The organism is Streptomyces sp. NPDC054932 (genome assembly GCF_053610205.1).
Genome location: NZ_JBSGXU010000173.1, coordinates 1 through 16692 on the forward strand (window position 1 = coordinate 1; position 16692 = coordinate 16692).

The 16692-nt window shown below is 72.5% G+C and carries 16 protein-coding genes and 1 pseudogene; 8 read left to right on the forward strand and 9 right to left on the reverse strand.

What is annotated here, in order from left to right:
- The first annotated feature begins 168 nt into the window (after positions 1-168).
- On the forward strand, positions 169-762 hold the full coding sequence (locus tag ACWGE1_RS32525) for a hypothetical protein (RefSeq protein WP_453424044.1): 594 nt from the start codon (positions 169-171) through the stop codon (positions 760-762).
- 53 nt (positions 763-815) lie between these two features.
- Here ACWGE1_RS32525 and ACWGE1_RS32530 read toward each other — a convergent pair whose 3' ends face one another.
- Positions 816-2039 carry an acyl-CoA dehydrogenase family protein gene (locus ACWGE1_RS32530; RefSeq protein WP_453424045.1) on the reverse strand — a complete coding sequence of 408 codons (1224 nt, stop codon included), beginning with the start codon at positions 2037-2039 and terminating at the stop codon, positions 816-818.
- Between the two features lie 144 nt (positions 2040-2183).
- Between ACWGE1_RS32530 and ACWGE1_RS32535 the strand changes: the two genes are divergently transcribed.
- From ACWGE1_RS32535 to ACWGE1_RS32550, 4 genes are all read left to right on the forward strand, one after another.
- Positions 2184-3995: a CoA transferase gene (locus ACWGE1_RS32535; protein ID WP_453424046.1), complete on the forward strand. Its 1812-nt coding sequence runs from the start codon at positions 2184-2186 to the stop codon at positions 3993-3995.
- Complete coding sequence (locus ACWGE1_RS32540) at positions 3992-5668, forward strand: class I adenylate-forming enzyme family protein (protein ID WP_453424047.1); 1677 nt, start codon at positions 3992-3994, stop codon at positions 5666-5668. The genes ACWGE1_RS32535 and ACWGE1_RS32540 overlap by 4 nt, the downstream gene beginning before the upstream one ends.
- A 114-nt stretch (positions 5669-5782) precedes the next feature.
- The gene (locus ACWGE1_RS32545; protein ID WP_453424048.1) at positions 5783-6742 is read left to right on the forward strand and encodes a MerR family transcriptional regulator; all 960 of its coding nucleotides are present in this window, start codon (positions 5783-5785) and stop codon (positions 6740-6742) included.
- Positions 6739-7104 carry a hypothetical protein gene (locus tag ACWGE1_RS32550; RefSeq protein WP_453424049.1) on the forward strand — a complete coding sequence of 122 codons (366 nt, stop codon included), beginning with the start codon at positions 6739-6741 and terminating at the stop codon, positions 7102-7104. The genes ACWGE1_RS32545 and ACWGE1_RS32550 overlap by 4 nt, the downstream gene beginning before the upstream one ends.
- Before the next feature lie 40 nt (positions 7105-7144).
- Here the strand turns inward: ACWGE1_RS32550 and ACWGE1_RS32555 are convergent, their stop codons facing one another.
- The 4 genes from ACWGE1_RS32555 to ACWGE1_RS32570 form a co-directional block, all read right to left on the reverse strand.
- Positions 7145-7954 carry a metal ABC transporter solute-binding protein, Zn/Mn family gene (locus tag ACWGE1_RS32555; protein WP_453424050.1) on the reverse strand — a complete coding sequence of 270 codons (810 nt, stop codon included), beginning with the start codon at positions 7952-7954 and terminating at the stop codon, positions 7145-7147.
- The gene (locus ACWGE1_RS32560; RefSeq protein WP_453424051.1) at positions 7912-8778 is read right to left on the reverse strand and encodes a metal ABC transporter permease; all 867 of its coding nucleotides are present in this window, start codon (positions 8776-8778) and stop codon (positions 7912-7914) included. The genes ACWGE1_RS32555 and ACWGE1_RS32560 overlap by 43 nt, the downstream gene beginning before the upstream one ends.
- Entirely contained in the window at positions 8775-9410 is a 636-nt protein-coding gene (locus tag ACWGE1_RS32565; RefSeq protein ID WP_453424052.1) for an ATP-binding cassette domain-containing protein, read from the reverse strand. Before ACWGE1_RS32565 ends, ACWGE1_RS32560 begins: the two co-directional genes overlap by 4 nt.
- A gap of 138 nt (positions 9411-9548) precedes the next feature.
- Positions 9549-10205, reverse strand: a complete 657-nt coding sequence (locus ACWGE1_RS32570; protein WP_453424053.1) for a DUF2278 family protein — start codon at positions 10203-10205, stop codon at positions 9549-9551.
- Positions 10206-10407: 202 nt separating this feature from the next.
- Here ACWGE1_RS32570 and ACWGE1_RS32575 point away from each other — a divergent pair, with 202 nt between their 5' ends.
- Complete coding sequence (locus tag ACWGE1_RS32575; RefSeq protein WP_453424054.1) at positions 10408-10827, forward strand: TOBE domain-containing protein; 420 nt, start codon at positions 10408-10410, stop codon at positions 10825-10827.
- A gap of 14 nt (positions 10828-10841) precedes the next feature.
- Here ACWGE1_RS32575 and ACWGE1_RS32580 read toward each other — a convergent pair whose 3' ends face one another.
- The 4 genes and pseudogenes from ACWGE1_RS32580 to ACWGE1_RS32595 form a co-directional block, all read right to left on the reverse strand.
- Positions 10842-11282, reverse strand: coding sequence for a molybdopterin-dependent oxidoreductase (locus tag ACWGE1_RS32580; RefSeq protein ID WP_453424055.1), 441 nt, complete (start codon positions 11280-11282; stop codon positions 10842-10844).
- Between the two features lie 23 nt (positions 11283-11305).
- Positions 11306-13592, reverse strand: a pseudogene (locus ACWGE1_RS32585) (molybdopterin-dependent oxidoreductase).
- A complete protein-coding gene (locus tag ACWGE1_RS32590; protein ID WP_453424056.1) occupies positions 13589-14413 on the reverse strand; it encodes an FAD binding domain-containing protein in 825 nt (274 codons plus the stop codon). Before ACWGE1_RS32590 ends, ACWGE1_RS32585 begins: the two are co-directional and overlap by 4 nt.
- The gene (locus tag ACWGE1_RS32595) at positions 14349-15170 is read right to left on the reverse strand and encodes a hypothetical protein (RefSeq protein ID WP_453424057.1); all 822 of its coding nucleotides are present in this window, start codon (positions 15168-15170) and stop codon (positions 14349-14351) included. The genes ACWGE1_RS32590 and ACWGE1_RS32595 overlap by 65 nt, the downstream gene beginning before the upstream one ends.
- A gap of 396 nt (positions 15171-15566) precedes the next feature.
- On the opposite strand from ACWGE1_RS32595, the gene ACWGE1_RS32600 reads away from it, so the two are divergent.
- On the forward strand, positions 15567-15986 hold the full coding sequence (locus ACWGE1_RS32600; protein WP_453424058.1) for a hypothetical protein: 420 nt from the start codon (positions 15567-15569) through the stop codon (positions 15984-15986).
- Positions 15987-16097: 111 nt separating this feature from the next.
- Positions 16098-16517: an ATP-binding protein gene (locus ACWGE1_RS32605; protein ID WP_453424059.1), complete on the forward strand. Its 420-nt coding sequence runs from the start codon at positions 16098-16100 to the stop codon at positions 16515-16517.
- Positions 16518-16692 lie beyond the last annotated feature (175 nt).

The window sequence follows — 16692 nt, forward strand, 5'->3', positions numbered from 1 at the left end:
TTGCTGGTACGTCCAGTACGAGCCGCGGCCCTCCGCCTTGCGATGCACCGCACCGGACGCCGCGACCCGGCAAACCTTTCCGGCCACAGCACTAGGTCGTGTCCGCAGGCCGTTTCCTTCGGATCACCCAGCAGTAGGATTGTCGGATCCGTCTGGCAGGCTGCGTCCGTGGAAGAGCTCATAGGAACCCAGAAGCCGGTACGCAGGATCCTCGACCCGGACGAGGCGATCGCCGTACTGGAACGCACTGTCCCCGGGCTGGTGGAACTCCGTCGGCAGGAACCGGCCGTTTTCGACTGGAAGGCGGTCGAGGAACGACTCGGAACGGCTCTGCCGTCCGACTTCAAGTCGCTCGCCGAGTGGTATCCGGCCTTCGGACTGGACGACTTCCTGGGCGTCTGCACCCCTTGGCCCGGAGAGGAAAGCGGCTGGGCCAAGGCGACGGACGAGGAACTCAAGGGCTTGGACTCCGCGTACCCCGCCGAGCTGCGACCCGCGGAGCTCGCCTCGACGAGCCTGATGTCCTGGGGAGACTCGCAGGAGGGCGACGGGTTCCTCTGGAGTGTGCTCGGGGACGATCCCGAGCATTGGCCGGTCACCATCTGCTCCCGCAACGGCCCCTGGTGGCACTACGAGGGCGGCATGGTCCAGTTCCTGGCGGAGCTCTGCGACGGAACCCTGGACCCGTGGGCGCTCCCTCCGGTCAAGCCCGAGATCACAGGCTGGGCCGTGGAGGGCGGCGGGTGGCGGCAGACTGCCTGAGCCGACTCGTCTGACCGATCCGGCCGGGCCCGCGCCGCCCGGCAGGACGAGCTCTACGGGGTGTCCGGGCCGCCTTGCCGGCTGGGCTCCTGCCCGTACGTGCGCAGGACGCGGCGGGCCACGGAGGTGATGTGCAGTTCGTCCGGCCCGTCGAGGATGCGGGCGGCGCGTCCGGTACGGAAGAGCGCCGGCAGCGGGGTGTCGGGACCGAGCCCGGCGGCGCCGTGCACCTGGATGGCGGAGTCCGTGACCTGCTGGAGCATGCGCGCGGCCGCAACCTTGGCGAGCCCCACCTCCGTGCGCGCGTCCCGCCCGGCGTCGATCAGGGCCACCGCCTCGTGGACGAGGGGGCCGGTGGTGCGCAGGGCGAGCAGGGCGTCGAAGACGTGGCTCTGGACCAGCTGCTGGTCGGCGAGGGGCCCGCGGGATCCACAGCGGGTGGCGGCCCGCTCGCACATGAGGTCGAAGGCGCGCCGGGCCTGGCCGAGCCAGCGCAGGCAGCGCAGCGTACGGCCGAGCTGCAGCCGCTCACCGGCGATGGTGAGAGCGTCGCCGGGCTCGCCGAGGAGGTGGTCGGCCGGGACCCGGACCCGGTCGAGTTCGATCTCGTACTGGCCCCCCGTACCGAGGACGGGCAGTTCGCGCACGACGCGGAAACCGGGCGACGCAGTGGGCACGAGCAGCAGCGACAGCCCCTCGCGGTCACCGGAGCTCCCACCGGTCCGGGCCATGACCGTCACCAGATCGGCGCCCGCGGCGCCGGAGGTGAACCACTTGCGGCCGGTGACGAGCCAGCTGCCGTCCGGCCCGCGCTCGGCACGGGTGGCGGTCCGGAACGGGTCGGTGCCGGGCACGTCCGGCTCGGTCATGGCGTAGCAGGTACGCAGGTCCCCGGCGACCAGCGGCTTCAGGTACGCCTCGCGGACCGCGCTCCCCCCGTGCCGCGCCAGCATCGTCACATCGAGCAGCGGGGCGGACCCCAGCGCGGCCGGACCGTGGTCACTGGCCCCCTCCGCCTCGGCCAGCGCGGCGTACGCCCGGAATCCCAGCCCGCCACCGCCCAGTTCCACCGGGAGCGGCAGCGCCCACAGGCCCTCCTCCTTCGCCTGGCGGCGCAGTTCGGCCAGCACCTCGGCCGCCGCGGACCCGCCGCGGTCCAGCACGGCCTCCCGTGGGATCACCCGGGTGCGGACGAACCGGTCGACCCGCTCCCTCAACTCATCCGGCCCCGACGCCTGTTGCACGTCCGAGGTGTGGTCCGTGCCTGGATCCGTCACTTCTTTCCTCCTCATTCCCGGGAACTCGCGGGAACGGCCGACCGACTCCCTGTCCGTGGAACTGGTCGGGTGCGGACGCTCCCGGGTTCCCCAGATTCGGTAAGACCCGGGCGCCGGCCACCGCCGCGCCAGGAGAGGAGAGGCATGGCGTCACCAGCAACCACGCAGACGGTCCGGCCGCTCGACACACTGCGCTTCGACACCTCGGGGGCCCCGCAGATCACGAGCGTCGTCGCCGATCACCTGCAGCTGCTCGGCGCGCGGACGGACGGCCCCGGACCGGGGGACGCGTCCACCGGCCGCGCCGCCGTCACCACGCTCACGGGCGGCGGTTTCGACCCGGCGCACGCGACGGCCACCTGGGCGGATCCCCTGAGCGGGCTCGCCGACGAGGCCACGGTGCAGGCCGCGACCGGCATCATGGCCGTACACGGCAGGCGCGACGGCAGCCCGCGCGGCCTCGCCGTCGACTACGCGGCCACCGCCACCGGAGTCCTGGCCGTGCAGGGGCTGCTCGCGGCCCTCGTGGGCCAGGCCCGCGGCGGCGCCGCCCGCCCGGTCACCACCAGCGCGGACCGGGCGGGCCTGCTCGCGGTCTCCCAGTACCTCGCCGCCGCCGGGGCCGACGAGGGCGAAGCAGCCGAACTCGCTGCCGGAGGACCCCCGTTCGCCTCTGCCGACGGCGTCCTCTTCGAACTCGAGACCCTCGATCCGGGCGCCTGGGCCGCCTTCTGGAAGGCCCTGGAGGCACCCGCGGACGCTTTGCGGGCAGGCTGGCGGCCCTTCCAGTTCCGCTACGCCACCGCCTGCGCCCCCTTCCCGGCCGCCCTGCACACCACAGCGCGCTCCCACCGCTGGGAGCGGATCCGCCGGGCCGCCGATGCTTCCGGCGCCGAGGTGTGCGCCCTGCGCCCGCTCGCGGAACGGGCCGCGGAACGGGCCGCGGAACACGACGGCGCCGCCCCCTGGTCCCTCTCACGCTCGGCCACCGGACGTCTCACCGCCAGGTCGGCACGGCTGCCCGACGCGGCACACTCCGGCGGGCCGCTGGCCGGGCTGACCGTGCTGGAGGCGGGCCGCCGCATCCAGGCCCCGCTCGCGGCGCATCTGCTCGGGCGCCTCGGCGCGGACGTGATCCGGATCGAACCGCCGGGCGGCGACCCGCTGCGCGGCATGCCCCCCGCCTGCTCCGGCATCTCGGCGCGCTGGCTCGCCCTCAACCGGGGCAAGCGGGCCGTCGAGATCGACATCAAGCGGGAGGCCGACCGGCGCCGGCTGCGGGAGCTGACCGCCGGGGCGGACGTCTTCCTGCACAACTGGGCGCCGGGCAAGGCCGCCGAGCTCGGCCTCGACTCCGAGGACCTCGCACGGGTCAATCCCGCGCTCGTCTACGCGTACACCAGCGGCTGGGCCGATCGGGTCGCGGACGCCCCCATGGGCACCGACTTCATGGTCCAGGCCCGTACGGGGGTCGGCGAGGCCGTCCGCCCCGAGGGCGAGGCCCCGGCGCCCTCGCTGATGACCCTGCTCGACGTGCTGGGCGGACTGCTGGGCGCCGAGGCCGTCCTCGCCGGACTGCTGCTGCGCGAACGCACCGGCCACGGCGTTCGGGTGGACTCCTCCCTGCTCGGCGCGGCCGACACGCTGACCGCCCCCGCCCTGCGCCGGGCGGCCCGCGGTGAGAACCCCCGGCGAGCGGCCGGCTTCCGGCGGCCGCGGCCGACGGCGGACGGCTGGATCGCGCCCGCCGACGCCGACGCCCGCGCGGTGGCCGCCCACGACCTGGGCCGCCTGTCCACGACCGAGGCCCTGGCCCGGCTGCACGAGCACGGGCTGACCGCGACCGCGGTCACCACCGAACTGTCCGATCTGCACCACGATCCGCGCTTCACCGGCTCGATCAGCCGCGACGCGCACGGCGCCCCCACAGTCCCCGACCCCTGGAGCTTCGTATGACCGCCGACCGGCTCGTACTGCACGACCTGCTGCCCGCCGAACTCCGCCGGTCCTGGGTGGTCGACGGGACCTGCCCCGATCTCGACCTCTACAGCCTCTTCCGGGCACGCCAGATCGCCGACCTGCACCGGACGGCCGTCATCGACGCCAAGGGCAAGCTCTGCTACACCGCGCTGGACCGCAAGGTCCGATGTCTGGCCACCGGTCTACGGGAACTGGGGATCGGCCCCGGCGACGTGGTCGGCGTGCAACTCCCCAACAACCGCTTCGCCGTCATCGCCGATCTCGCGCTCGCCGCGCTCGGCGCGATCGCCCTCCCCTTCCCGGTGGGCCGGGGCGTCCTGGAAGCGGAGTGCCTGCTGCGCCGCGCCGAGGCCGTCGCCGTCATCGCGGCCACCGAGCACCGGGAATTCCGGCACGCGGCGGATCTGAGCACGCTCGCCCCGTCACTTCCGGCCCTGCGCCACGTGATAGCCGCCGGCCCCGGAACCACGCCTGAAGGAACGATTCAGCTGTCGGGGCTGCTGCGGTCCGACCCCAGTGGATTCGTCCCCGCCCGGTCCGATCCCGACAGCGCCGCACGCATCCTCGTGTCCTCCGGCTCCGAGGCCGAGCCGAAGATGATCGCCTACTCGCACAACGCGCTGGCCGGTGGGCGCGGGAACTTCCTCGCCTCCCTCATGCCGGACCGGACCCCGCCGAGCTGCCTCTTCCTCGTACCACTGGCGTCCGCCTTCGGGTCCAACGGCACCGCCGTCACCCTCGCCCGGCACGGCGGCACCCTCGTCCTGCTCGACCACTTCACCCCGGAAGCGGCGATCACCGCGGTGCGCGACCACCGGCCGACGCACATCCTCGGCGTGCCCACGATGGTCCGCATGATGCTCGAACGCCTCGACGGGACGGACGAGAAGCTGCCCGCACCCACCGCGCTGGTCCTCGGCGGTGCGCCGCTCGACGAGACCACCGCCGCCGCCGCGGCCGGGGCCTTCGGCTGCCCGGTGGTGAACCTCTACGGTTCCGCCGACGGCGTCAACTGCCACACCGGGCTGGGCAACACGGTGCCGCCCACCGACGGGTCCGGGGTCGTCGCCGGCCATCCCGACCCCCGGGTCGCCGAGATCCGGATCGCCGACCCCGACACGCACGCGCCGCTGCCCGACGGCGCCGTCGGCGAGATCATCTCGCGCGGCCCGATGACCCCGCTGTGCTACGTGGGAGCCCCCGACCTGGACGCCCGCTACCGCACGCCCGACGGCTGGGTCCGCACCGGTGACCTCGGGTACCTCGACACCGACAGCGTCCTGCACGTCGTCGGCCGCCTCAAGGACATCGTCATCCGGGGTGGCGCCAACATCAGCCCGGCCGAGGTGGAGCGCGAACTCACGGCGCACCCCCAGGTCCGGGACGTGGCCTGCGTCGGCATCCCCGACCCGCTGATGGGGGAGCGGCTGGCCGCCTGCGTGGTGCCCCGGGGCGGACAGGCCCTCACCCTCGCCTCCCTCGGTGAACACCTCACGCGCCGCGGGATGGAACGGCGCAAGCACCCCGAGCGGCTGCTCCTGATCGCCGAACTGCCCCTGACGGCGGCCGGCAAACCGGACCGGGCGGCGCTGCGCGAGCGCCTCGCGGCGACCGCCTCGGTGGCTCAGCCGCTCGCCCAGGCGGGATGACGTCCGGGTCCCGGCGGCCGGACGCCCGCCGCCGGGACCCCTCGCTGCGCACACATGCAACCAGCCCTGGGCCCTGGTTGAGTCTCCCGTGGGGGGAGACACCAAGCTGGGGGCATGGACAGCGAAGCGCTCCATTCCATCGGAGACCTATCCCGCCGGACCGGCCTCACCGTGAAGACCATCCGGTTCTATTCCGACTGGGGCATCGTCCCCCCGACCGACCGCAGCCCGGCGGGCTACCGCCGCTACGGCCCCGACGCGCTCGTACGTCTGGACCTCGTCCGCACCCTGCGCGATCTCGGGCTCGACCTCGCGACCGTCCGCCGCGTCCTGGACCGGGAGATCTCCCTGCCGGACGTCGCAGCAGCGCACGCCAACGCCCTGGACGTGCAGATCCGTACCCTGCGCCTGCGCCGGGCCGTGCTCCGCGCGGTCGCCCGACGCGGCCCCACCCCCGTGGAGATGGACCTCATGCACCGACTTGCCACGCTCTCCCGGGTCGAACGACGTCGACTCCTCTCCGGATTCGTCGACGACGCCTTCGAGGTCCCGCACTCCAACCCGGAGTTCGAGACCCTGATGCGATCCGTCACGCCCGAGCTTCCCGACGATCCCACGCCCGAACAGGTCGAGGCATGGGTGGAGCTCGCGGAACTCTGCCAGAACGAGGACTTCCGTGCCGCGCTGCGCCGCATGGCCGACGAGCAGGCCGAAGAGCCCGACCGGCAGGGCGTCGGCACGCTGCACGACGCCCTCAACCGGGCGATGCGCGAACGGATCGCCGAGGCCGTGTCCGCCGGCCTCGTGCCGGCCTCGGCCAGCGGCGTGTTCCTGTCCGACTCACTGGGCGGCCTCTACGCCCACGCCTTCGAGTGCGCCGACGAGGGCGATCTGCGCCGCTGGCTCCTCGCCCGCCTGCGGACGACCGGCGACCCCCGTGCCGAGCGCTACTGGCGGCTCCTCGCCGTGGTCAACGGCTGGCCCGCGTCGCCGACGCTCGCCCCCGTGTACTCATGGTTCACCACGGTCTTCACCAAGGGCGACGCCGAACACCACAAGGGCCTGACGCGATGAGGACGCGCGGACTGACCTTCGGTCTGTACGCGGACGAACAGGGGTTGGCGTGGGTCGAAGGACTCGCCCGGGACGCCGTGCGCTCCCGCAACGCCCGTCACACCCGGATCACCAGCGTGACCGTCGCGGACTCCCTCCCCGGGGGCGAGGGGTCGACCGCGGACGCGTACGACTTCCTCGCGCACCAGTGGGCCGTGGAACATCCGGGGCAGCGCAGCGGCGAACGGCGAGCGGTCGAGCTGCGCGTCCGCCTGGTGTGTTCCCGACGGGCGCACCGGGTGATCCGCCGGACGGTGATCAGTGGCTTGTGCCCCGAGGAAACGGCCGCCCACGCCTGCCGCGTTCCCTGGACGGCCTGCTGAGTACCCCGGCCCCCGCACCGTGCGGGGGCCGGGGTCGTGCTCAGGAGCTGCCCATGGCCTTCTTCAGCTCGGCCGCCGCATTGCGGTAGACCGCCAGCAGATCCAGATCCTCGCCCGGGTAGTTGACGATCTTCACCTGCTTGGCGCCGGAGTCGGGCAGCACTGTGCCCGTGGACATGTGCGCGTTGTCCAGCACCAGCTCAGGCTTCTTCGCCGCGAGCTCGGCCAGCTGCGCCGGGGTCACGGCCTCGGGCCCGTAGGTGCCCACCGGGGTGGCGCCGGCGAGCTTCGCGGCCCAGGCGGTGAAGACCTGGGTGACCACCGCGGGGCTCCGGCCGCCCGGCCAGGCGGCCTGGACGTCCTTGTTCAGCTTCGTGTACTCGGTGTCGAAGCCGGTCTTCCACTGCGTGGCGGCCTCGGGGGTGCCGAACAGACCGGCGAGCCGGGCGACTTCGGCGGACACCTTGGTGGGATCGTTGTCGAGCTCCACCTCGACCAGCTTCGCCTTCGAGCCCGCCGCCTCCTTGATCTTCGCCGCGTACGGCTCGAACGGTGCGTACAGCACGAAGTCGGCCTTGGCCACGGCCGCGAGGTCCGACGGCTTGGGGTCGTAGTCGGGGGCGTGGTGGACGGACTGCGGGACGATGACCTTGACGTCCTCGGCCCCGGCGGCCTTGGCGAAGGCACCTTCCCAGGTGGTGGTCACGACCACCACGGGCTTGTCCTTCTTCGCCTCGCCGCCGCTCGTGGCCGGTGCGTCGGAAGCCTTGTCGCTGCCGCACGCCGCGGTCAGGCAGAGGGCCGCGCTCAGTGCGAGGAGGGAAGGGATACGGCCGCGGGTGCGCGCCATGAGCTGATTCTCCGTTCAGGTATGAAATGCACCGCGAGGACCAGTGCCCCCGCGGTCAGGACGAGGACCGGGCCGGGCGGCCAGTCCAGCCACAGGGCCAGGAGGAACCCGGTCAGATTCACCGCGACGCCGATGCCGACCGCCCAGAGGGTGATCGACTTCAGCGAGCTGCCCAGTCGGCGTGCGGCGAGTGCGGGCAGCAGGGTCAGTGCGTCGACGAGCAGGGCGCCGGTCAGTTTGATCGCCCCGGCGACGGCGATGGCGACGAGCACCAGCAGCGCGGCCGTCAGCGCCCGCACCGGCACGCCGGAACACTGGGCGAGTTCACGGTCGTACAGCAGCAGGCCGATCTCGCGCCGCCGCCACCAGAACAGGCCCGGCACGACGACGGCCAGCACGCCCAGGACGACCAGGTCGGCCGGGCCCACCGACAGGATCGACCCCCACAACAGGGCGAAGGCGCCGGAGGCGTTGACCCCCGACACGGCCAGCAGCAGCAGCGCCGCGGCGATGGCCAGGCTCATCAGCAGGCCCATCGCCCCCGACAGCCCGTCCGGGGTGCGGGCGAGCGGCGCCACGCCCGCACCGGCCAGCGCGCACGCCACCAGCGCGCACAGCATGGGGTCGAGTCCGGTGAGCAGCCCGACGGCGATGCCCAGCAGGGCGACGTGCATCATCGCGAACCGCACCGGCATGATGTCGAGCCCCACGATGACCACACCGATGACCGGCAGGCCGATCGCGGCCAGCAGCAGGGCCACGCCGGCCCGTTGCACGGGCAGCAGTTGGAGGAGTTCACCGAGGTCGGCGGTGGCGAGGATCACCGCACCTCCCGCAGCCGGCCCGCGGCCATCTCCAGTACGCGGTCGCAGCGGTCGGCCAGCGCCCGGTCGTGCGTCACCACGATGAGCGTCACCGGCAGGGAGGTGAGGACGTCCGCGGCCTCCACCTGCCCGTCGAAGTCGAGGGCGGCGGTCGGTTCGTCCGCCAGGAGCAACTCGGCCCCCGCGGCGATGCATCCGATCGCCCGGGCCAGGTACATCCGCTGCAACTGGCCGCCGGAGAGGGTGTGCAGGGGTCGCCCGACGAGCGGACCCACGCCGAGCCGCTCCGCGGCCTCGGCCGCCTCCGCCGGGGCGTTGCTGGCGGCCAGCAGTTCGGCACCGAGCAGCGGGAAGCGGCCCGCGGCCGGCTTCTGCGGGATCCAGGCGCAGGCCCGGCGCCGCCAGGCCCACTCCGCGGGCGAACGGCCCTCCCGGCCGCCGACCAGGATCGAGCCCGTCGTCTGGCGGTGCAGGCCGAGGACGGCGCGCAGCAGCGTCGTCTTGCCCGAACCGTTGGTACCGGTCAGGGCCACGCGTTCACCGGCGGCGATCTCCAGATCGACGTCGGCGACGGCCTTCATCCGGCCGTGCCGGCACACGACCTCCCGCATGCGCACATCCAGCCCGCCCATCACACCCCTCCTCCGCTGCGCGGGAAGGCGAAGATCCGCCTCCCACGCGGGAGTAGTCGGATGAGGGGCGCCGGGGGTTCCCGGCCGACCGGGAACGTTTCCCGCGAGGGCCGAAATCCGTACGGGGACCGGAGTTGCTCAGACCGGATGGCCGTCGGCGTCCGTGTGGTCCTTCTGGCTGGAGAACTTGTTCAGGAAGACGTCGTAGCGGCCGTCGGGGCGGCGGGTCATGGTCCCGCCGTCCTGCCAGACGCCATTCTCGGGCCACCACCGGCTGCCGTACGGGTCGCCCTGGTTCTGGTGGATGTTGTGCATGCCCGGGCCGGAGGCGAAGGGTTCGCCGAACACCAGGATCGGGCGGCCGACGACGAGCATCGGCTCGAAGGCGGTGGCTGCCTCGAGATTGGAGCCGGAGGTCCAGGGCGGGGACGACTTCAGCAGCCGGTCGAGGAGTTGACGCACCGGGCCGGGCAGCCAGGCCGGCCAGTCCGGGCGCCGGCGCAGGGCCGGGTGACGGATGTAGTCGAGGGCACCGGACCCGGAGGTACGGGCGAGTTCGTGGTAGCCGGGGGCCAGTGCGGCCACCGGGCCGAGCGCCGACGCGTCCACGGTGAAGGTCTTCCACTGCACGCCGGTGTCCGAGTCGTGGCTGTCCACGTCGACGGCGCACTTGTACCGCCCGTCCGGCGCGTCCACCCGGAGGTTGACGTGGTACCAGGAGCCCTCCGTGTCGGGGGTGTCGCGGAAGTGGTGGTGCAGGGTCCCGGACAGCACGCCGTAGCGGTCGAATGGCATGTTCCTCAGTGAAGCACCGGGCCCGGTGGCGGGCCATCAGGGCTCGTCCATGCGGAGGCCCCGCGCGCAGGGGCCAGCCGGTCGGGTGGTTGTGGTCCGCAGATGCGAGGGGGTCGGCGCGGAGCGGACGGGGCGGCCCTACGGTCGGTCCGTGCGGCCCGTTCGGACCGCGCCGAGCGCCTACCCAAGAGGTCGAACCTTCATGAGTCTCAGCATCCGCAACCAGATCGCAGGCACCGTCACCGCCGTCACCGTCGGCGAGGCCATGGCGACGGTCAAGGTCCGTCTGGAGGGCGGTCAGGAGATCACCGCGGCGATCACCGCCGACGCCGTCAAGGACCTGGGCATCACCTCCGGTTCCGCGGTGAAGGCGCTCGTCAAGGCCACCGAGGTGGCCCTGGCCACCGGCCCGGTCGAGAACATCTCCATCCGCAACCAGATCACCGGCACGGTGGCCGACGTCGCCACCGGCCCGGCCATGGCCGCCGTGAAGGTCAATGTGAACGGCGGCGAGCTGACCGCGGCCGTCACCGCAGACGCCGTCGGGGCGCTGGGACTGGCCGCCGGTTCCCCGGTCGTGGCGCTGATCAAGTCGACCGAGATCTCCCTGGCCACCACCTGATCCGCACGCGGAGCTCACAGGACCGGCGCCGCCAGGGCGCCGAACCACACGTGCGTGACGGCGCTGACGTAGCGGGCCCCGCACCGGTCCGACGGGACCACCAGTTGGGCCCCGGACTCGTCCAGGTCCGCCCCGTCCAGGCGGGTGGCCAGCAGCACCGGGCTGTCCCCGAAGTCGGCGTCGAGCTCGGCCCAGGCGAGGACGGTGTGGTGGCCGTCCCCGCCGCTGACGGCCAGCAGGAAGCGGGACCGGTCCTTGCGGCGCCGGGCGTCGAAGCCAGGCCCCGCGCCCGCGACCACGTCGCGCAGCAGCACGCCCTCGAAGACGTGGTGCTGCGGACCGTTGGTCGCGCAGTCGAACACCACCTCGGCGCGGTGCGGTTCCCATGCCCGCAGGTCCGCGACGCTGAGCAGGGCCGGGCGGTCGAGGTCACCGTGCAGCAGGAGTTTCGCCATACGGGCCCGATGCCCAGATCTCGTCATTCCGGAAACGTAAATGCGATCCCGATCTCACCATATGAGTCGCATCTGAGCGTGTTCTGGCCTCTCTCTGCTTGCATCGTCTGCCAGACGACGTCCCTCGTCACCGGCAGCTCGGTGAAGCGCACCCCGGTCGCGTCCCGCAAGGCGTTGGCGAAGGCCGGGGCGACCGGGTTGAAGGGGCTCTCGGACATGGACTTGGCGCCGAGCGGCCCGATCGCGTCGGAGGTCTCCGTGAAGTGGACCTCCGTGCGCGGGACGTCCGCGTACTGCGGGAGCCGGTAGCGGCGGAAGGCTGCCGTGGTGACCTCCCCGCGGTCGTCCACCCGCACCGTCTCGAAGAGGGTCGCGCCCAGCGCCTGCGCGACGCCGCCCTCCACCTGGCCGCGGCACTGCATCGGGTTCATGACCTTGCCCGCGTCCGCCGCGTGCACGCTGCGCAGGATCTTCATCTCGCCGGTGTGCGGATCGACGGCGAGGCGGAACCACTGGGCGTTGAAGGCCACCGAGCGCGGGGAGCCGCTCCAGTGGCCGTCCGCCGCGATCTCGTCGAGCCTGCCCCCGTCGTACGCGGCCTCGTACAGCTCCTTGAGGGTCACGACGCGGCCCGCGCAGTCGAAGGACTCGGCCCCCGGTCTGCACAGGTGCCGGGCCACGCCCGTGTGGCGGGCCGCGAAGGTCTTGAGGCGCTCCGCGAGCGAGTCGGCCGCCAGCATCACGGCCTTGCCGGCCACCACCGTGCCGGCCGAGCCGAAGGCGCCGGTGTCGTGGTGTACGACGTCCGTGTCCGACTGGCGGACCGTGATCCGGTCGACGGTGGTGTTCAGCGCACCGGCGGTGATCTGCTTGTGGACGGTGGTGGTGCCGTTGCCGAACTCCGCCGTGCCCACCGCGATGTCGTACGTGCCGTCGCGCAGCAGGCTGACCCGTGCGTCGGCGAAGTGGCCGCCGGGCGGGCCGGTCGCGATCATCGCGACCGCCGTGCCCGTCCCGGTGAGCCAGCCCTCTGTCCACGGTGAGCATCTCCTGCTTGCCGCCGAACCCGCCGCCCACGCGGCCCGCGACGACGCGGACCTCGTCCTCGCCCAGGTCGTAGAGGGCGCACAGCGCCCGCCGGGTCAGGAACGGCGCCTGTGTGGAGGAGCGGACGGTGATGCGCTCTCCGTCGCCCTCCTCCTTGGGTTCGAAGTACGCGACGCTGCCGTGGGTCTCCAGGCTGGCGTGCTGCACGCGCTGCGTCCGGAAGGTCTCCTCGTGGACGACGTCCGCCTGCGCGTACCCCTCCTCCATGTCGCCGATGGTGTTGTGGACCTCGCCGCACACGTTGTTCCCGGCGCGGAGGATCCCCGATTCGGGTCCCTTGGGGTGCAGGACGGGGGCGCCCGGGAGCATGGCCTCCTCCGGGTCGGTCACGTACGGCAGTTCCTCGTACGTGACGACCACGCGGCGGCAGCCCTCCTCGGCGGCCTGCTCGCTGTCGGCGACCACGGCGGCCACGCGCTGGCCGACGAAGCGGACCACGTCGTCCAGGACCCGGGTGTCCATCGGGTCCTCGGTGGGGTGCTCGTGCCGGGCACTCGAATAGAGCCGGTCGGGGGCGTCGTGATGGGTGAACACGGCATGCACACCGGGGACCTGCAGGGCGTCTGTGGTGTCGATGGAGACGATGCGGGCGTGCGGGTGCGGCGAGCGCAGCAGCTTCATGTGCAGCAGCCCGGGCACCTCGACGTCGAAGGTGTAGCGGGCGGTTCCGGTGACCACCTGCGGGCCGGCCGGCGCGCCCAGTGACTTGCCGACGGCCTGCCCCGCCTCGGGACGCTCGGTGTGCTTGACCCCGCGCACCGCGTCCTCGATGGCCCGGTAGCCCGTACAGCGGCAGATGTTGCCCTTGAAGGCGCGCGGCAGGTCCTGGAGCTTGCCGTCGTCGTGGGCGGTGCCCTCCTCGGCCTGGAGGGCGGCCGTGGTCATCAGGAAACCGGCCGTGCAGAAGCCGCACTGGAAGCCCTGGGCGTCCAGGAACTGCTGCTGCGCCGGGTGGAGTTCGCCGCCGGGGGAGCAGAGTCCCTCCACGGTGGTGACCGAGCGGCCCTCGGCGCGCACGGCCGGGTAGAGGCAGCTGTGCACCGGCCGGCCGTCGACGTGGACCGTGCAGGCACCGCAGTCCCCCTGGTCGCACCCCTTCTTCACGCCGAACCAGCCGCGTTCGCGCAGGTAGGTGCGCAGGCACTGGCCGGCCCGCGGCTCGGTGTCGAAACGCCGCTCGTTGATCTCGATCTCGTACGTCATCGGTGTCCCTCAGGGGTGAGCTCGCGGCGGATCTCCTCGGCCAGGCGCAGGGCCATGTGGCGCCGCCAGGCGGGCAGTCCGTGGATGTCGTCGTACCACTCGTCGGGCCGCACGGCGCCGTCGATCGCCGCGCGCAGTTCGCCGGCGGTGGGCGGCAGCGCGAACCAGAAGCGGAAGGGCCGGACGGTGGCGGCGCTGACCGTGACCGCCAGGGAGCCGTCGGCGGGGTCGCAGGCGCCGATGACGAGGGCGCCCGAGCGCCCGAGTCCGTACAGGGACGCCTGGCGGAAGGCCGTACGGGAGTCCAGCGCGTTCGGGGGCAGCCGCACGGACCGCAGCAGCTCACCCTCGCGCAGGTCCTTCACGCCGGCACCGCGGATGAAGTCGACGACGGGCAGCCGGCGGGTGGCGCCGTCCTGGCCCTGGAGGAACACGGTGCCGTCGAGGGCGGCGGTGAGGGAGACCATCGGGCCGGCCGGGAGGCCGTTGCAGAGGTTCCCGCCGACGGTCGCCATGTTCCAGATCTTGAAACTGGCGAGGAAGGCCCGGCAGCACTGCTCGAAGAGCGGGGCGGCCGTGGTCGGCAGGGACCGGGCGAACCGCGCGAGCTCGGTGATGGTGCAGGTCGCGGCGATGTCCAGGGAGCCGTCGGGCTGCCAGGACAGGGGCGGCCAGCCCATGCGGGAGAGGTCGACCAGACGGCGGATGTGCGGCTGGGGCTCGGAGAAGAGGTAGGTGCCGCCGCCGAGCCAGGCGTCACCGGGACGCCAGGGTTCGCGGCGGCGGGCGTCGCGCACGTCGAGCACCGTGTTGAGATCCAATTCGCGCCACCGACCTTTCCGGTCTGACAGGGGGGTTTCCGCCAGTGAAGCAACGGGAGCGGTTGTTGCTGTTGCCGCCGCCTCCGTTCCAGCCGACCGCGCTCCAGGAGTCGGGGTTCGTCTCGCCGTCCGCCGCGGCCTTCTGGCCGAAGGCGTGGGCGGAGTCGTTGAAGGTGGGGAAGCTCGCGATCGGCTTCAGGCTGCCGACGCTGGCCGGAGTGATGCGGGCGCCGCCGCCGATCAGGCGGGTGTTGGCCGGGCAGGTCGCCGTGACCAGGCCCACCGTTCCGCTGGTGGTGGGTCCGGCGATCTTGTTCATGACCACCTGGGTGTGGTTGATCAGGTTGCTCGTGAAGCACATCGCGTACGGCGTGCTGGAGAAGGAGGCGTTCACGGCGCCGCCGCTGCCGCCGATGCCGAGCCAGTGGGCGACGTCGGTGCCGACCACGCCGGTGGAGCCGGTGTACTCGGTGCTGCCGTCGGGGCTCGGCGAGGTGCCGTTGATCTTGTTGCCGTTCGACGAGGTGCCGGTGCCGATGGCCTGGTTGATCCCGCCACCGGAGATCAGGCCGCTGCTGCAGGTGGCGTTGGTGGATATCTCGGAGAAGGCCGAGCCGGGCCCCATGGTGGCGCCCGGGGTCTTCACGGTCACGCCGACCGTGTTGGCGTACGCGATTCCCGGTACGGCCAGGGCCAGCAGGGCGCCCACGACCAGCGCCTTTCCGGCGGCGGGCCGCCGCAGAAGCATCTTTCGCATCAGAATTTCCCCTTCGGAGGTGGATCTCGGCTTGGAGGCGGCCATGGCCGCACGGCCTCCGACGCATCCGGATGGGTTCTCGGGACTTCGGTCAGACCGAGGTGCCCGGCACGGCGTCGACCAGATCGGGGACAGCCGTGACGGGATGGGGTGTGCGGATTGCGCCTGCGGAATGTATCAGTCAGATAAGGCTGCAGGTAAGTCGGATCCAGCGATTTCTCCTAGCAAATGCGGTACTCGCCGGTAGCGGATGAGGGTTCTCGCCTCGGGGGTTTTTGCTCCTCCATGAGGTTTTTCCAATCCCTCGCCCTGTTCGTGGCGAATCCCTGATGAGGCTCCTGAGGTTGAAGGGGCCGCTGCATCGACCGTCCGATGAAAGGGAAGGAGGTGAGTGCGATGACCGGTTCGCTGCATGTGCGGCGTCTGCTGGTCGGGGCCGCCTCTGCCGGGCTGCTGGCCGGCGGATCGCTGCTGGGAATCTCCGGAACCGCGAACGCCGCCCCGGCCGAGTCCGCCACGGTGACCTCGACGCTCACCAGTGACCGAGACCGAGACCGGGACCGTGACCACCGTCAGGACCGGTGGGACCGCCATGAGCGGTGCACCTGGGTGAAGGGGCACTGGGTCAACAAGTGGGGCAAGGGCCACTGGGAATCGAAGTGGCATCACGGCACCTGGCACCAGGGCTACCGCGACCACCAGGGCAACTGGCACGACGGCTGGTGGGGCAAGGGCTACTGGAAGCAGCACTGGGTGCCCGGCCACGGGTCCAGCCACTGGGTGCCCGGCCACTGGAACTGCCACGACAAGTGGTAGCACCGGCCAGGCACCAAGGGGTTCCGGGGTCATGGCCCCGGAACCCCGTCCGTTCCCGGCCCCCGGTCCGGTCCGAAGGCGCCGGGGCCGCTCGCACAGCGAGGAACAGTCATGGACACCGCAATCGCATCCCCGGCGCGGCCGAGGACCGTGCACCACCCACTGCCGTCAGGACCGCAGGCCGCCGGCGAAGCCCGCCGGAGCGCCGCGCGCACCCTGGCCCTGCACCCCGGGCGCTGCCCGCAGGAGACCGCCTGCGACATCCTGCTGATCGCCTCCGAGCTGGTCACCAATGCCGTCCGGCACGCCGTGCCCCCGTACGCGCTCACGATCAGCCTGGAGCGGGGCCGGGCGGGCATCTGCGTCAGCGACGGATCCCTCTCCCTGCCCCAGCGGGGCGACGGCCACGGGACCCTCGCCACCCGGGGGCGCGGGCTGCAGATCGTCCGGGCGCTCGGCGCCGAAGTGTTCGTCAGTCGCTCGCCGCGCGGCAAGCAGGTCATCGCCGTGATCACCTGGCCGGACACGTGATGCCCGGCCCGTGACTCCGGCCGGGCCGCGGACGGCCGCCGACAGCCACCCGCGGACCGCCCTCGCCCTCCGCTTCGAGGGGGCGGTCCCGTTCCCTCGAAGGAGGGAACCGACGGCCGTCCCCGAGCGTGAACGCGCTCCCATCCGTACGCACGTCCGCTACGAAGAACCCTGA

Bases quoted from the DNA above. Each gene is read 5' to 3' on its own strand.
- ACWGE1_RS32535 (WP_453424046.1), top strand. From the start codon at position 2,184: ATGGCGTCACCAGCAACCACGCAGACGGTCCGGCCGCTCGACACACTG.
- ACWGE1_RS32540 (WP_453424047.1), top strand. From the start codon at position 3,992: ATGACCGCCGACCGGCTCGTACTGCACGACCTGCTGCCCGCCGAACTC.
- ACWGE1_RS32545 (WP_453424048.1), top strand. From the start codon at position 5,783: ATGGACAGCGAAGCGCTCCATTCCATCGGAGACCTATCCCGCCGGACC.
- ACWGE1_RS32550 (WP_453424049.1), top strand. From the start codon at position 6,739: ATGAGGACGCGCGGACTGACCTTCGGTCTGTACGCGGACGAACAGGGG.
- ACWGE1_RS32555 (WP_453424050.1), bottom strand. From the start codon at position 7,954: ATGGCGCGCACCCGCGGCCGTATCCCTTCCCTCCTCGCACTGAGCGCG.
- ACWGE1_RS32565 (WP_453424052.1), bottom strand. From the start codon at position 9,410: ATGGGCGGGCTGGATGTGCGCATGCGGGAGGTCGTGTGCCGGCACGGC.
- ACWGE1_RS32570 (WP_453424053.1), bottom strand. From the start codon at position 10,205: ATGCCATTCGACCGCTACGGCGTGCTGTCCGGGACCCTGCACCACCAC.
- ACWGE1_RS32575 (WP_453424054.1), top strand. From the start codon at position 10,408: ATGAGTCTCAGCATCCGCAACCAGATCGCAGGCACCGTCACCGCCGTC.
- ACWGE1_RS32580 (WP_453424055.1), bottom strand. From the start codon at position 11,282: ATGGCGAAACTCCTGCTGCACGGTGACCTCGACCGCCCGGCCCTGCTC.
- ACWGE1_RS32595 (WP_453424057.1), bottom strand. From the start codon at position 15,170: ATGCGAAAGATGCTTCTGCGGCGGCCCGCCGCCGGAAAGGCGCTGGTC.
- ACWGE1_RS32600 (WP_453424058.1), top strand. From the start codon at position 15,567: ATGACCGGTTCGCTGCATGTGCGGCGTCTGCTGGTCGGGGCCGCCTCT.
- ACWGE1_RS32605 (WP_453424059.1), top strand. From the start codon at position 16,098: ATGGACACCGCAATCGCATCCCCGGCGCGGCCGAGGACCGTGCACCAC.